We start from the raw sequence: 14,641 nt of genomic DNA, 5'->3' as shown, positions 1-14,641 counted from the left end.
GGCAATATGCGGTGCTTGCACAAAGTGGGCATGAATTGTGATGCTATGACCGCTTTTGCCGGATGAGTGGACCGATAAGGGGTGTGGTGTGCCGATGTCGGCCCATACGGCGTCAACTACGTATCCCCGCGGCAGGACCCGTACGCCCAGCGCCAACGCGGCGGACGCGCGGGCGCTGACGCAGGTGCTCTTCGAGCAGCTCGGCGCGCTGACGCCCGGCACCCCCGAGCACGCCCGGGTGCGGGCCGCGCTGATCGAGGTCAACCTGCCGCTGGTGCGGTACGCCGCGGCCCGTTTCCGCAGCCGCAACGAGCCGATGGAGGACGTGGTCCAGGTCGGCACGATCGGCCTGATCAACGCCATCGACCGGTTCGATCCGGAGCGCGGCGTGCAGTTCCCGACCTTCGCGATGCCGACCGTGGTCGGCGAGATCAAACGTTACTTCAGGGACAACGTCAGGACCGTCCACGTCCCGCGCAGGCTGCACGAGCTGTGGGTCCAGGTCAGCGGCGCGATCGAGGACCTGACCGTGCTGCACGGCAGGTCGCCGACGACCGCCGAGATCGCCGAGCGGCTCAAGCTCGCCGAGGAGGAGGTGCTGGCCTGCCTGGAGGCCGGCCGCGCCTATCACGCGACCTCACTGGAGGCGGCGCAGGAGGGCGACGGCGCCCCCGGCCTGCTCGACCGGCTGGGGTACGAGGACCCGGCACTGTCCGGCGTCGAGCACCGCGACCTCGTACGGCACCTCCTGGTCCAACTCCCCGAGCGGGAGCGGCGGATCCTGCTGCTGCGCTACTTCGGCAATCTCACCCAGTCGCAGATCAGTGCGGAACTGGGGGTCTCGCAGATGCATGTGTCGCGCCTGCTGTCCCGGAGCTTCGCGCGCCTGCGGTCCGCAAACCAGCTCGAATCGTAGCTGAAGCGGATTAAGTCACCTGCGAAGATATGTCGACATGGCGCTACAGCGTGTTGCCGACATGTGACATTCTGCGGATACCGCGTTTGTCGCGAGGCGGCCTCCGGTATTCCAGAGGAGGAACAACCGTCGCTCGCGACACCCGTCCGCGACCTCAAGGGGGTGGCATGTCCGTACAGGTGGGCAGTCCCAAGGTGCTCAAGCCCGATACGGCGACCGCACCGCACGATGCTCTTCACGGCGAGGCCATCGACACCCGTACGCTGTCCCGATCGCTGTTCCTGCGCCTCGCGGAACTGCCGGTCGACAGCCCGGAACGCACCTATGTACGTGACACGCTCATCGAGCTGAATCTGCCTCTGGTGCGGTACGCCGCCGCCCGCTTCCGCAGCCGCAACGAGCCGATGGAGGACATCGTCCAGGTCGGCACGATCGGCCTGATCAAGGCGATCGACCGGTTCGACTGCGAGCGCGGGGTGGAGTTCCCGACCTTCGCGATGCCGACGATCGTCGGTGAGGTGAAGCGATTCTTCCGCGACACCTCCTGGTCGGTACGGGTGCCGCGGCGGCTCCAGGAACTGCGGCTGGCGCTCACCAAGGCCAGCGACGACCTCTCGCAGAAGCTCGACCGGTCGCCGACGGTGGCCGAACTGGCGGTCTGCCTCGGGGTGTCCGAGGAGGACGTGGTCGACGGCCTCGCCGTCGGCAACGCGTACACCGCCAGCTCGCTGGACTCCCCGCCGCCCGAGGACGACGGCGGCGAGGGCACCCTCGCGGACCGCCTCGGCTACGAGGACACCGCGCTCGAGGGCGTCGAGTACCGCGAGTCGCTGAAGCCGCTGCTGGCCCAACTGCCGCCGCGCGAGCGCCAGATCATCATGCTGCGGTTCTTCGCGAACATGACGCAGTCGCAGATCGGCGAGGAGGTCGGCATCTCGCAGATGCACGTCTCCCGGCTGCTCACCCGCACCCTGGCGCAGCTCCGCGACGGCCTCACCGCCGAGGCATGAGGTGGCACTGACGGGGTGGTGACCTGTGGCTCACCCCGTCAGTGAGAGTGGAAACCGCCGCCGGGCTACTTCATCGCCAGCGCGACGACTCCGATGATCACGACCAGCGCGACGATCACGCCGATCACCAGTCCGGCCCTGCTGCGGCCCTGCGCCCGCTGCACCTCGGCGGCGGGCGGCTGCTCGTCGACGAAGGCACGGAACATCTGGGTGTTGCCGGCCGGGTCGTAGTTGTTCTCGGGGTTCGGGTTCGACATGCCGCCTGACCCTAGCGTCTCGACGGAATACCCCGCACCCCCGGCCCGGTTCCGTCCACATGGCACGTATCGGCAGGTCCGAACTCGACGTATTCCCTCTGTCACTCGGTGGCAATGTCTTCGGCTGGACCGCGGACGAGGAGCAGTCCTTCGCGGTGCTCGACGCGTACGCGGCGGCCGGCGGCGACTTCATCGACACCGCGGACTCCTACGGGGGCGGTGGCGGCTCGGAGACCATCGTCGGCCGCTGGCTCAAGCGCCGCGGCCGCAGTGACGACATCGTGGTCGCCACCAAGGTGGGCGCCCACCCCGAACTCAAGGGCCTGGCCCCGGCGACCATCGCGCGCGGCGCGGACGACTCGCTGCGCCGGCTGGACACCGACAGGATCGACCTCTACTACACGCACTTCGACGACCTCGACCAGCCGGTGGAGGAGATCGTCACCGCGCTGGACAAGCTGGTGACGGCGGGCAAGGTCCGCACCCTGGGCGCCTCCAACATCTCCCCCGAGCGGCTGGCCGCCTCGCTGGACTTCGCCGAGCGCGAGGGCCTGGCCCGCTACGAGATCGTGCAGCCGCACTACAACCTGGTGGAGCGCGCGACGTACGAGGGCGCGCTCGCGGACCTGGTGGCGGAGCGCGGTCTTTCGGCGGCGCCGTACTTCGCGCTGGCGGCGGGCTTCCTCACCGGCAAGTACCGGCCGGGGGCCGCGGTGGACAGCGTCCGGGCGAACCGGGCGGCGCAGTATCTGGAGGACGGGCGGGCGCTGCGGGCGCTCGCCGTGCTGGACGAGGTGGCCGCCGCGCACGGCGCGGAGCCGGCCTCGGTGGCGCTGGCCTGGCTGCGGTCGCGGCCGACGGTGGTGGCGCCGATCGCCAGCGCCAGGACCACCGACCAGCTGCCCGCGCTGATCGCGGGCGCCACGCTGACGCTGACCGGGGAGGAGCTGGACGCGCTGACGGCCGCTTCCGCCTGATTCCAGGCCCTCGCCTGATTCCTGGCCCTCCGTCCCGTACGCCCGCTTCTTGATCGGAAGCGGGCGTTTCCTTTGCCGAATCTTTGCCGCCGGTCCGCCCCTGAAAATTTGCCTGCTACAACCAAATACTTTACGGTTGCTTCAGGCAACCAATCATCACAGGTGCGGCACAGTCACGGGACAGCGGGCGCACAGCAGGCGGAGAGGCGGGTGACCGTACGGCATGGCCGATCGCGAACAGTGCGTCGAACTCGCCCACCAGCTGCGCGCCACCTTCGTCGTGAGCCGGGAGATCTCCCGCGGGATGCCGCCGCAGACCCCGCTCACCGCCGTGATGGTGCTCGGCGTCCTCGACCGGCACGGCGAGCTGCGGATGAGCCGCCTCGCCGAGCTGCTGGACGTCGACATGTCCGTGACCAGCCGCCATGTCGCCTTCGGCGTCGAGCACGGCTGGATCGACCGGGCCCCGGACCCGCTGGACCGCAGGTCCCGGCTGCTACGGCTGACCGAACGCGGCGCCGCGACCCTGCGCGCCTCCTCCGACCGGGCCGCCGCCGTGGTCGCCGACCACCTGGCCGACTGGCCGGACGCCGACGTGGCCCGGCTCTCCGAACTGCTCGCGCGGCTGCGCGTCAGCTTCGGCGACTGCCGTACCGCCGCGCACCGCGCCGGTACGGCGGACCGCGCGACGGCCGGCGCGCACCCGCACTCCATACCGCCCGCCCACCAGGGCTGAGCGCTCAGAAAGGCTGAAGAGGACTGACGATGGCATCGACAACCCAGGCCGGTACGCGGGACGGGCAGTCCCCGGCACCGGGCCACGGCGGCGAGGCGTCCGCGCCCATGTCGCACCGGCAGATCATGGAGGCGCTGTCCGGGCTGCTGCTCGGCCTGTTCGTGGCGATCCTGTCGTCCACGATCGTCTCCAACGCCCTGCCCCGCATCCTCGCCGACATCGGCGGCGGGCAGAGCGCGTACACCTGGGTGGTCACCGCCTCGCTGCTCGCGGTCACCGCGACCACCCCGATCTGGGGCAAGCTCTCCGACCTGTTCAGCAAGAAGCTGCTGATCCAGCTGTCGCTGGTGATCTACGTGGTCGGCTCGATCGTGGCCGGCTTCTCCACCAGCCCCGGCATGCTGATCGCCTGCCGCCTCGTGCAGGGGGTCGGCGCCGGCGGCCTGTCCGCGCTGTCGCAGGTCATCATGGCCGCGATGATCTCGCCGCGGGAGCGCGGCCGGTACAGCGGCTACCTCGGCGCGACCTTCGCCGTCGCCACCGTCGGCGGCCCGCTGATCGGCGGCGTCATCGTCGACTCCACGCTCGGCTGGCGCTGGTGCTTCTACGTCGGTGTGCCCTTCGCGGTCGCCGCGCTGATAGTGCTGCAGAAGACGCTGCACCTGCCGTTGACCCGGCGCAAGGTGCGGATCGACTGGACCGGCGCCTTCCTGATCACCGCGGCCGTCTCGCTGCTGATGGTGTGGGTCTCGCTCGGCGGCGAGAGCTACCCGTGGCTGTCCTGGCAGACCTGTGTGATGGTGCCGCTGGCGCTCGTCCTCGGCCTGCTCTTCGTCGTCGCCGAGTCCCGCGCGGCCGAACCGATCGTCCCGCTGCGGCTGTTCCGCAACAAGACGATCTCGCTGGCCTCCGTCGCCAGCCTCTTCGTCGGCGTCGCGATGTTCGCCGGCACCGTCTTCCTGAGCCAGTACTTCCAGCTCGCCCGCGGCAAGACCCCGACGATGTCCGGGATCATGACGATCCCGCTGATCGGCGGGCTGTTCGTCGCCTCGACCGTCTCCGGCCAGATCATCACCCGCACCGGCCGCTGGAAGGCGTTCCTGGTCTCCGGCGGTGTGCTGCTCACCGCGGGCGCGGCCACCCTCGGCATGATCCGCGACGACACCCCGTACGCCGAAGTCGCCGTCTACATGGCGCTGTTGGGCCTCGGCGTCGGCATGATGATGCAGAATCTCGTGCTCGCCGTGCAGAACCAGGTGTCCGTGGCGGACCTCGGCTCGGCCAGCTCCCTGGTGACCTTCTTCCGGTCGCTCGGCGGCGCCGTCGGCGTCACCGCGCTCGGCGCCGTCCTCGGCAACCGCGTCACGCACTTCGTCTCCACCGGCCTGGCCGAGCACCACATCTCCGGTGCCGGGACCGGCGGCGGCATCCCGGACGTCTCCCAACTGCCGCAGCCGGTGAGGGGCGTGGTGGAGAACGCGTACGGCCACGGCATCGGCGACGTCTTCCTGTACGCCGCGCCCTTCGCCCTGATCTCCTTCCTGCTGGTGGTGTTCGTCAAGGAGGTCGCTCTGCGGACCCGCAGCGGTTTGCAGCAGGCGGAGGCGGGTACGGGCCGGGCAGCGGAAGTGGCCGCGGCCGAGGTCGCCGCGGCCGAGACCGGTGCCCCGGAGATCGCCGCGACGCAGGCGGGTACGCCCGAGGCCCGCGCGCTGCGTGACCGGTCGCCGGACCGGTAACGGGTTTCCCGCGCAGGCCGTCCTGTTCCACTGCGGAGAGGTCCAGGACGGCGGCGCGGGACCGGGCCCCGGCGGACGGCCGGAGCAGGGGACGGCCGAGGCCGTCCGCGGGGCCCAGCACGAAGGGTGTGCCGCCGGAGCCGGATCACGGCACGGCGGCCGCCCGACGTTTCGCCTCCGGCTGAGGTTCTGTTGTCGGCCGGTTCTGCCTTCGGCCGGGGTTCTGTCTTCGGCCGAGACTCCGCCTCAGGCCGGGATTCTGTCTTCGGTCGGGTCCGTCCGAGGTTTCGCCTCCGGCCGGGGTCCGGCGTAGGTCGTAGGGTGCTGGCATGGCTCCCAACATCGCCACGAACACGACCGTCTCGCTCGACGAGCTGCTGGACTTCGTCCGGCCCCGGCACCGGGCGATCCTGCTCACCACCCGCGCCGACGGGCGGCCCCAGGCGTCCCCGCTCACCTGCGGGGTCGACGACTCCGGGCGCATCGTCGTCTCCACCTACCCCGAGCGGGCCAAGACCCGCAACGCCCGCCGCGACCCGCGGACCTCGCTCGTGATCCTCTCCGACGAGTGGAACGGGCCCTGGGTCCAGGTCGACGGCACCGCCGAGGTCATCGACAGCCCCGAGTCCGTCGAGCCCCTCGTCGAGTACTTCCGCAACATCTCCGGCGAGCACCCCGACTGGGCGGAGTATCGCGAAGCGATGGTCCGCCAGGGCAAGTCCCTGATCCGCGTCACCCCGGAACGCTGGGGCCCCATCGCCACCGGCGGCTTCCCGGCCCGCCTGGCCTGACCGGCTCCTGGCGGGGCGCCTTGCGGGAAATGGGTGCCCGACAGGGGCGCGGGGAACTGCGCGCTCAGCCCCCACCGGCCGGTGGTCGCGGAACAGACAGCGTCTGCCCCATTGGAAGCGTGTCTGTAAGCCGCACCGCGGTGGTGAGTTGCTCGCGCAGTTCCCCGCGCCCCTTGTCGGGCACCCTTGCCGAGGATCAGGACTTGGGCGACGTCAGGTCGTAGACGGTCGTGCCGCCCACCGTCTTGGCGGTGAAGTTCGCCTCGACCCACGTGGTGATCGCGGAGGCGGTGCCGGAGCCGCCCATGCCGCCGCCACCGCCCTGGCCGCCGCCGAGGAAGTAGTGGATCCGCCCGTCGGAGACGTACTTCTTGAACTGGGCGAGCGTCGGCGACGGGTCACTGCCGTTGAAGCCGCCGATGGACATCACCGGCTTGCCCGTGGCGAGTTGGTAGCTCGCCTGGTTCTGCGAGCCGATCGCGGCGGCGACCCATGTGTACGTGTCCGCGTCGGCGAGCAGCGCCTTCTTCATCGCGGCGGAGACCTGGGTGCCGTTGAGCAGGCCGCTCATACCGCCGCCTCCCCCGTTGCCGCGACCGGCGCCGTCTCCCGTGCCGGTTCCGTTGCCGCCGAAGTTCGGCGCGCCCTGGCCGCCTTGGCCGTTCTGGCTGCCCTGGCCACCCGGCATGGTGGGCTGCTGACCGTTCTGGCCGGTACCCGTACCGCCGTTGGCCGTACCCCCCGTGCCCGTACCGCCGGTGCCGCCGCCCATGCCGGGCGGCATCCCGCCGCCGGGGAAGCCGCCGCGTCCGCCGGTCCCGCCGGGCGCGCGGCCGCCGCCGGGGAAGCCGCCCATGCCGCCGCCCTGGACGGCGGGGCCTGCCGTGACGATGGAGCCGGAGTGCCCGGTGTTCACCGTGTTCAGGCTGTACGCGACGGGCCCGCCGAGAGCCGCGGCGATACCGACGACCGCGCCGATCAGGCCGAGCCGCGCGGCGATCCGTACGCCCGGCATCGCGCCCGCGATCAGGCCGGCGGCGGCCACGAAGCCGCCGATGAGGACGGCCGCGCGCAGCCAGGGAAGCCAGTCCGAGGAACGGTCGAGGAGGACATAGGACCAGACGGCCGTGCCGAGGACGACGGCCGCGAGCGTCGCCGCGGCGGCGATGTGCCGGCGCCGTTCCCAGAGCAGGGCGGCGCCCATGCCGACGACCGCCGCGATGTACGGCGCGAGGGCGATGTTGTAGTACTGGTGGAAGATCCCGGACATGAAGCTGAAGGTCGCGAAGGTGATCAGCAGCGCGCCGCCCCACACCAGGAACGCCGCCCGGGTGGCGTCGGTGCGCCGGGCGCGCCGGGTCAGCCAGAGTCCGGCGACCAGGAGGGCGAAGGCCGCGGGCAGCAGCCATGAAATCTGGCCGCCCATCTCGGAGTTGAAGAGCCGGCCGATACCGGTCTCGCCCCACATGCCGCCGCCCCCGCCACCGCCGGGCCCGCGCCCGCCGCCACCGCCTCCGACCGAGCCGGTCTCATTGCCGGTGATCCGGCCGAAGCCGTTGTAGCCGAAGGTCAGCGACAGGAAGCTGTTGTCCTGCGAGCCGCCGATGTACGGCCGGGACGACTTCGGCCACAGCTCGACGATCGTCACCCACCAGCCGCCGGAGACCACCATCGCGCCCCCCGCGCCCAGGAGTTGGAGGATGCGGCGGCGCAGCGTCGTCGGCGCGCACATCGCGTAGACGAGCGCGAGCGGCGGCACGATCAGCCACGCTTGGAGGGTCTTGGTGAGGAAGGCGAAGCCGAAGGCCACGCCCGCGAGGAGCAGCCACTTCGTCCGCGCGTCCTCCAGCGCGCGCAGCACCCCGTAGACGGCGACGACCATGAGCAGCGCCAGCAGCGCGTCGGGGTTGTTGAAGCGGAACATCAGCGCCGCGACCGGGGTGAGCGCGAGCACCGCGCCCGCGAGCAGGCCCGCGCCCGCGCTGAACCTGCGGCGTACGGCCGCGTAGAGCACCCCGACCGTCGCGACGCCCATCAGCGCCTCGGGCACCAGGATCTGCCAGGAGCCGAGGCCGAACAGCCGGACCGACAGCGCCATCGGCCACAGCGCGGCCGGCGGCTTGTCGACGGTGATGGAGTTCGCGGCGTCGGAGGAGCCGAAGAAGAACGCCTTCCAGCTCTCGCTGCCGGCCTGGACGGCCGCGGAGTAGAAGGAGTTGGCGTATCCGGCGGAGTTCAGATTCCACAGGTAGAGGACGAGGGTGCCGAGCAGCAGGGCGAGGAAGGCCGGGCGCACCCAGGCCGCGTCCTCGGCCCGGCCGCGCCAGGCGCGCCGCCCGAAGTCCCGTGCCCGCGCCCGTTTTCCGCGTTCGGGTTCGTCGCGCGGCACGACCGGCTGGCCGAACACGTCCGTGTCCACTGTGGTGTTGCCCGGCGCGCTCATCGCGCCCTCCTCAAGTCGTCGTGGGGGTCGAGGCCGTGGCTCCGGTCGATGCCGACGTCGTACGTGGCCGGAGCCGGGGCCGGACGGAGGTCAGGATTCGCGTACGTGTTCGGATTCGGGTCCGGATTCGGGTCCGGGTCCGATACGGGTTCCGGGTCCGGGAAGACCCAGGCCCGGAAGAGCAGGAAGCGCAGCACCGTCGCGGCGAGATTCGCCGCGATCAGCACGGCCAGTTCACTGCTGTGGTCCGGCCGGGCCGACGCCGCGTGCAGCGCGGCCAGCGAACCGCTGGTGAGCGCGAGGCCGATGGCGAAGACGACCAGCCCCTGCGCCTGGTGGCGTACGGCCCGGTCCCGGCCGCGTACGCCGAAGGTGAGCCGCCGGTTGGCGGCGGTGTTGCCGAGCGCGGACACCAACAGGGCCAGGGCGTTGGCCACTTGGGAGCCGGTGCCGAGCCGGAAGAGCGAGAAGAGCGCCAGGTAGACCAGGGTGCTGAGCGCGCCGACGACGCAGAAGCCGACGAGCTGGCGGGCCAGTCCCGCGGGGACGCCGGGCAGTTCGCGGTCGCGCGGGTCGTCGCCGAAGGGCCGCCGCAGCCGGTCGAGCGCCAACTGCCCGGTGGCCAGGGCGCGTCCGACCCGCCACACCCCGCGCAGGTCGTCGGCGGCGGTACGGACGATGTCGACGCTGCTGTCCGGGTCGTCGACCCAGTCGACCGGCACTTCGTGGATGCGCAGGCCCGCGCGCTCGGCGAGCACCAGCATCTCGGTGTCGAAGAACCAGCCGGAGTCCTCGACCATCGGCAGCAGCCGCTGCGCGACATCGCCCCTGATGGCCTTGAAGCCGCACTGCGCGTCGGAGAAGCGCGCGGCGAGCGAGCCGCGCAGGAGCAGGTTGTAGGCGCGGGAGATGAACTCCCTTTTCGCGCCGCGCACCACGCGCGAGGAGCGGGCCAGCCGCGAGCCGATCGCCAGGTCGGAGTGACCGGAGATCAGCGGCGCGACCAGCGGCAGCAGCGCGTTGAGGTCGGTGGACAGATCCACGTCCATGTACGCCAGCACGGGCGCGTCGGACGCGGACCACACCGTGCGCAACGCCAGGCCGCGGCCCTTGCGTTCGAGCCGGAAGGACTCGACCTCGGGGAGTTCGGCGGCCAGCGCCTTCGCCACCGCGGACGTCAGGTCCGTACTGGCGTTGTCGGCGACGGTGATCCGGAAGGGGTAGGGGAAGGTGTCCGACAGGTGCGCGTGCAGGCGGCGGACGCTGGGCTCCAGGTCGCGTTCCTCGTTGTACACGGGGACGACGACGTCGAGCACCGGACGCGCCGGCGGACTCGACGGGCCCGGTCCTGCCGGGTCCTGCGGAGCTGCGGCCACGGCCGGCAGGTGCTGCCGGGCGGGCAGATTGCCGAGGTTGGTTCGCATGCTGTGAGCCTCGACGGCGGCGCTGTCATGACCTTGTGCTGAGCCTGGGCCGTACCTGTGAGTCCTGCGGGACAGGTGATGTCTTCCGGGACACGGGAGGTACCGCCGCGCGCAACCGTACGGTGAAGGCGGTGCGGCCCGGGACGCTGTCCACGGTCACCTCGCCGCCGTGAGCGGTCACCACCGAGCGGACGATGGCCAGGCCCAGGCCCGAACTGCCGCCCGCCGCCGTACCCGTACGGCCGGCCGGACCGTCCCCCGCCGTACCCGTACGGGAGGCGTTGCCACGCGTACGGGAGGCGTCGCCGCGCGCGAACCGTTCGAAGACCTGGCGTTGCAGGTCGGCGGGGATGCCCGGGCCGTCGTCCACGACCTGGAGGAGGATGTCGGCGCCCTCGCGCGTCACCCGGGCGGTGACGGTGGTGCCGGGCGGGGTGTGGGTACGTGCGTTGGCCAGCAGATTGGTCAGCACCTGGTGCAGGCGCTGCGCGTCGCCGTTGACGGTCGCTGGGTCGTCCGGCAGGTCGAGCCGCCAGACGTGGTCGCGGCCGGCCGCGCGGGCGTCGCTGACCGCGTCCACCACCAGCGGCGACAGATCGGTCTCGGCCAGGCTCAGCGGGCGGCCCGCGTCCAGCCGGGCCAGCAGCAGCAGATCCTCCACCAGCGTCGTCATCCGCCCGGCCTCGGACTCGATCCGGCCGAGCGCGTGCCGGGTGTCGGGGCCGACGGATTCCGTTCCCCTGCGGGTGAGTTCGGCGTAGCCGCGGATCGAGGCAAGCGGGGTGCGCAGCTCGTGGCTGGCGTCCGCGACGAACTGTCTGACCCGCGTCTCGCTCTCCTGGCGCGCGTGCAGCGCCGAACCGACGTGCCCCAGCATGCGGTTGAGCGCCGCACCGACCTGGCCGACCTCGGTGCGCGGGTCGGTGTCGGAGTCGGGAACGCGTTCGTGCAGCGCCACCTCACCGCTGTGCAAAGGGAGTTCGGAGACACGGGTGGCGGTGGCGGCGACCCGGCGCAGCGGTTGCAGGGCGATCCGCATCAGCGCGGCGCCCGCCAGGCCCGCGGCGACCAGACCGGCCGCGGCGACCGAGAACTCCACCCACATCAGGGTGTCGAGGGTGTCCTGCACGCCGGAGGTCGACAGGCCCACCAGGACGGTGGTGCCGTCCGCGGACTGCCGCGCCGACTCGACGCGGTACGTGCCGAGGCCCGGCACGGTGAGCGTGTGCACCTTGCCGTCCAGCGGGACGGCGGCGAAGGCGGCCGTCTGGCTCCTGGTCAGCGAGTCCGCCTCCAGCGGGCCGCCGCCCGAGGGCGTGGCGCTGACCGCGGCCTGGGTGATCGCGCCGTTGGCGCCGACGATCGCGCCGACCGTCTCGCCGGGCTGGCCGCCGCCGGCCAGGAAGCCGAACGGGCGGTCGTCCAGCAGATTCTGCGGCAGCCGTCCGGCGCGGGCGGCCGGCGGTACAGCGCCCTGGTCGTCGGCGTGCGGCCCCGCGGCGCGCATCGCCACGTCCCGCACCTTGCCGTCGAGCTGCCCGTACAGGAAGTCGTGCAGCGCGAATATCGTGACGGCACCGATCACCGCGCACACGACGGCGACCAGCGCGACGCAGGACGCGACCAGGCGACGGCGCAGCGACCAGGGCCGGGACCAGCTCCGCGAGCGGGACCGGGACTTGCGTGGACGGGGACGGGGACGGCTGGGCATGAGGGGGGATCTCCCGGGGTCAGGCGGCGGGCTCCGCGGGCTTGATCAGATAGCCGGCGCCGCGCCGGGTGTGGATCATCGGGGAGCGGCCCGCGTCGAGCTTGCGGCGCAGGTAACTGATGTACAGCTCCACGACGTTGGCCTGGCCACCGAAGTCGTAGGACCAGACGCGGTCCAGGATCTGCGCCTTGCTCAGCACGCGGCGCGGATTGCGCATCAGGTAGCGCAGCAGCTCGAACTCGGTCGCGGTGAGGTGGATGTTGTCACCGCCGCGGCTGACCTCGTGGCTGTCCTCGTTGAGGATCAGGTCGCCGACGACGAGCAGCGACTCGTTGCGTACGGCGGCGGCGCCGGAGCGGCGCAGCAGACCGCGCAGCCGGGCCACGACCTCCTCCAGGCTGAACGGCTTGGTGACGTAGTCGTCGCCGCCCGCGGTCAGCCCGGCGATCCGGTCCTCGACCGCGTCCTTCGCGGTCAGGAACAGCACCGGCACGTCCGGGGTGTCGCGGCGCAGCCTGGCCAGCACCTCCAGGCCGTCCATGTCCGGCAGCATCACGTCGAGGACGACGGCGTCCGGGCGGGTCTCGCGGGCGGCGCGCAGCGCGCCGGCCCCGTCGGCCTCGGTACGGACCTGCCAGCCCTCGTAGCGCAGCGCCATCGACAGCAGGTCGGCGAGCGGTGCCTCGTCGTCCACGACGAGGACGCGCACCGGCGAGCCGTCGGGGCGCGCGAGGTCGGTGGCGGGGGCGGTGGTGGCGGCGCCGACGCCCGCGAGGGGGGCGGCGCTGCTCGCGGAGCTTGTGACGGTGCTTGTCGATGTGGAAGGCATGGTGCTCACCCTGTGGGCGCGCTATGAGAGGAGCCTTGCCCGATTCTGTGAAAAGTCTGAGAATCTGTGCGGCATACACACCTTTTACCTGCCGTGTGCGTGCGGGGAGCGACATCGAAGCGGTCACGTGTCGCACACTTCCGGCGACTTTCCGTCACAAGCGGGCGATATGCGGCGGCGGGGCCGGAAGGTTGGTGCGGGCGGCGTACGTTCGGGGCATGGGTGGCGGCACGGCGGGCGGCGGGGGTGGCCGCGGCGACCCCGGATGCGGCGGGGGATGCGGTACGGCGCCGGCGTCGTCCTCCCACGGAGCCGGGTCCGGGGCCGAGCCCCAACTGGTGGCGGCCGACCGGATGGGCCCCGGCGACCACGCCTGCCTCAGCTTCCGCGGCCATGACGACCGGTGGGCGGTCCGTGCCGCCTTCACCCTCGCGGGATTCGCGCGCGGCGAGCGCGTCGTGATCTTCACCGGGCGCGGCACGTCCGCCCCCGAGGCGCTGGACCGGCTCACCGCGCACGGCGTGCCCGCCGAACGCTTCGTGCACAGCGGCCAGTTGACCCTGTCCAGGGGCTCCCCCGGCTACGACCCGGTGACCGGCGCCTTCGACCCCGCCGCCCGTACCGCCGTGCTCGCCGCCGGGTCCGCCGAGTCACGGCGGCGCGGCTTCACCGGTATGCGGGTGGCCGCCGACATGGCCTGGGCGGCCGGCCTGGCCCCCGGCGAACTCGCCTCCTACGAGGCCGACTTGACGCCGCGCTTCGCCCGTACCGGCTTCACCGCGATCTGCGAGTACGACCGCGCCGTCTTCCCCGCGCCGCTGCTCGACCGGATGACCGCCGCCCACCCGCTCGCCGTCCTCCCCTCCGTCGACGCCTTCCACGCCGACCGCGCCGGCCCCCGCCTCCGCCTGGTCGGCACCGCCGACCTCGCCACCCGCACCGACGTCACCCTCGCCCTGCGCGCCGCCTTCGCCACCGACCCCCCGCCCACCCACCTCGACCTCACCCCCCTGTCCTTCCTCGACGCCCACTGCGCCGCCGCCCTCCTCCGCCTCCCCCCACCCCTCACCCTCCACTGCACCCCCGCCCAGCACCGCATCCTCCACATCTGCGACCCGGCGGCCCTGGACCACCTGACCATCGAGGTGACAGCCCCGCGCTGACCGGACCCCTCGGACAGCCGGCGTCGCGCAGCCGGCTCCGAACCGGCCTGCGGTGTGCGGAGGTTGGGCCGGGGCGCGCGTCAGGCGTCCGGATCGGCCGGCGGTTCCGGGGCCGGCGGTTCCGGGGTGAAGAGGGCGGGGTCGAAGGGCTGGGTGCCCTCTTCCAGGGTCCAGACGGCGGCCAGCGGCATCAGGTCCTGGATGCGGACGCTGCGGAGGCCGTCGGGAGTGGGGAGGATGACGCGGATCGCGGGGTGGTAGTCGAAGAGGATCTGCCGGTCGCGGCCACAGGGGCCGACCGGGCCGCGGCCGAAGTTGCCGACCGCGACAATAGTGGTGAGTTCGCGGGCGCCGGAGGCCCGGGCGTGGCCGAGGGCGACGAGTTCGGCGCAGGGGCCACCGGTGAAGTGGTAGAGGTTGATGCCGCCGAACATCCGCCCGTCGGCGCCGCGTACGGCGGCGCCCATCGTATGGGCACCGTCCTCGCCGTCGGTGTTGGCGTCGACGATGACGCGGGCGTGCTCGATCAACTCATGGTCGGCGGGGGTCAGTTCTCGGCCGGGAATGCGCATGGGCCGATGCTAGGACGAATCCGCCGCTGCCTTCCGGACGTTCCGGCAGCGCCGGCCGCTGCGCCGGCCACGC

General features: G+C 72.1%; 13 protein-coding genes. 7 read left to right on the top strand and 6 right to left on the bottom strand.

Translation table 11 applies throughout. From position 1 onward, the window contains the following. The first annotated feature begins 94 nt into the window (after positions 1 to 94). Both BM076_RS04980 and BM076_RS04975 read left to right on the top strand, forming a co-directional pair. Positions 95 to 916, top strand: coding sequence for an RNA polymerase sigma factor SigF (locus tag BM076_RS04980; protein ID WP_407640617.1), 822 nt, complete (start codon positions 95 to 97; stop codon positions 914 to 916). A gap of 167 nt (positions 917 to 1,083) precedes the next feature. Further along, positions 1,084 to 1,926, top strand: coding sequence for an RNA polymerase sigma factor SigF (locus BM076_RS04975; RefSeq protein ID WP_093712083.1), 843 nt, complete (start codon positions 1,084 to 1,086; stop codon positions 1,924 to 1,926). 65 nt (positions 1,927 to 1,991) lie between these two features. On the opposite strand, the gene BM076_RS04970 is transcribed toward BM076_RS04975, so the two are convergent. Continuing rightward, the gene (locus BM076_RS04970) at positions 1,992 to 2,183 is read right to left on the bottom strand and encodes a hypothetical protein (protein ID WP_093712082.1); all 192 of its coding nucleotides are present in this window, start codon (positions 2,181 to 2,183) and stop codon (positions 1,992 to 1,994) included. Between the two features lie 59 nt (positions 2,184 to 2,242). Here BM076_RS04970 and BM076_RS04965 point away from each other — a divergent pair, with 59 nt between their 5' ends. The 4 genes from BM076_RS04965 to BM076_RS04950 all read left to right on the top strand — a co-directional run bounded on the left by BM076_RS04965 (position 2,243) and on the right by BM076_RS04950 (position 6,426). Further along, on the top strand, positions 2,243 to 3,160 hold the full coding sequence (locus BM076_RS04965; RefSeq protein WP_093712081.1) for an aldo/keto reductase: 918 nt from the start codon (positions 2,243 to 2,245) through the stop codon (positions 3,158 to 3,160). A 223-nt stretch (positions 3,161 to 3,383) separates the two neighbouring features. Then, positions 3,384 to 3,896, top strand: a complete 513-nt coding sequence (locus BM076_RS04960; protein ID WP_093712080.1) for a MarR family winged helix-turn-helix transcriptional regulator — start codon at positions 3,384 to 3,386, stop codon at positions 3,894 to 3,896. Positions 3,897 to 4,003: 107 nt separating this feature from the next. Continuing rightward, positions 4,004 to 5,635, top strand: a complete 1,632-nt coding sequence (locus BM076_RS04955) for an MDR family MFS transporter (protein WP_245795752.1) — start codon at positions 4,004 to 4,006, stop codon at positions 5,633 to 5,635. A 329-nt stretch (positions 5,636 to 5,964) separates the two neighbouring features. Then, a complete protein-coding gene (locus BM076_RS04950; protein WP_093712078.1) occupies positions 5,965 to 6,426 on the top strand; it encodes a PPOX class F420-dependent oxidoreductase in 462 nt (153 codons plus the stop codon). A 196-nt stretch (positions 6,427 to 6,622) separates the two neighbouring features. On the opposite strand, the gene BM076_RS04945 is transcribed toward BM076_RS04950, so the two are convergent. The 4 genes from BM076_RS04945 to BM076_RS04930 are packed head-to-tail and all read right to left on the bottom strand — an operon-like array spanning position 6,623 to position 12,833. Next, positions 6,623 to 8,869, bottom strand: a complete 2,247-nt coding sequence (locus tag BM076_RS04945) for an ArnT family glycosyltransferase (protein WP_093712077.1) — start codon at positions 8,867 to 8,869, stop codon at positions 6,623 to 6,625. After that, entirely contained in the window at positions 8,866 to 10,293 is a 1,428-nt protein-coding gene (locus BM076_RS04940) for a bifunctional glycosyltransferase family 2/GtrA family protein (protein ID WP_093712076.1), read from the bottom strand. The genes BM076_RS04945 and BM076_RS04940 overlap by 4 nt, the downstream gene beginning before the upstream one ends. A 25-nt stretch (positions 10,294 to 10,318) precedes the next feature. Continuing rightward, positions 10,319 to 12,004 (bottom strand): sensor histidine kinase, encoded by a 1,686-nt coding sequence (locus BM076_RS04935; protein WP_093712075.1) that lies wholly within the window; start codon positions 12,002 to 12,004, stop codon positions 10,319 to 10,321. A 19-nt stretch (positions 12,005 to 12,023) separates the two neighbouring features. Then, positions 12,024 to 12,833 (bottom strand): response regulator transcription factor, encoded by an 810-nt coding sequence (locus BM076_RS04930; RefSeq protein ID WP_093712074.1) that lies wholly within the window; start codon positions 12,831 to 12,833, stop codon positions 12,024 to 12,026. A gap of 218 nt (positions 12,834 to 13,051) precedes the next feature. Here BM076_RS04930 and BM076_RS04925 point away from each other — a divergent pair, with 218 nt between their 5' ends. Next, positions 13,052 to 13,996: an MEDS domain-containing protein gene (locus BM076_RS04925; protein ID WP_093712073.1), complete on the top strand. Its 945-nt coding sequence runs from the start codon at positions 13,052 to 13,054 to the stop codon at positions 13,994 to 13,996. 80 nt (positions 13,997 to 14,076) lie between these two features. Here the strand turns inward: BM076_RS04925 and BM076_RS04920 are convergent, their stop codons facing one another. Continuing rightward, positions 14,077 to 14,568, bottom strand: a complete 492-nt coding sequence (locus BM076_RS04920; RefSeq protein WP_177246324.1) for a cytidine deaminase family protein — start codon at positions 14,566 to 14,568, stop codon at positions 14,077 to 14,079. Between the last annotated feature and the right edge of the window lie 73 nt (positions 14,569 to 14,641).

The organism is Actinacidiphila alni, from assembly GCF_900112845.1.
In the GTDB taxonomy this organism is placed as follows: Bacteria; Actinomycetota; Actinomycetes; order Streptomycetales; family Streptomycetaceae; genus Actinacidiphila; species Actinacidiphila alni.
Note: the sequence above shows the minus strand (reverse complement) of the source record. Positions and strands in the feature narration are given on the sequence as shown.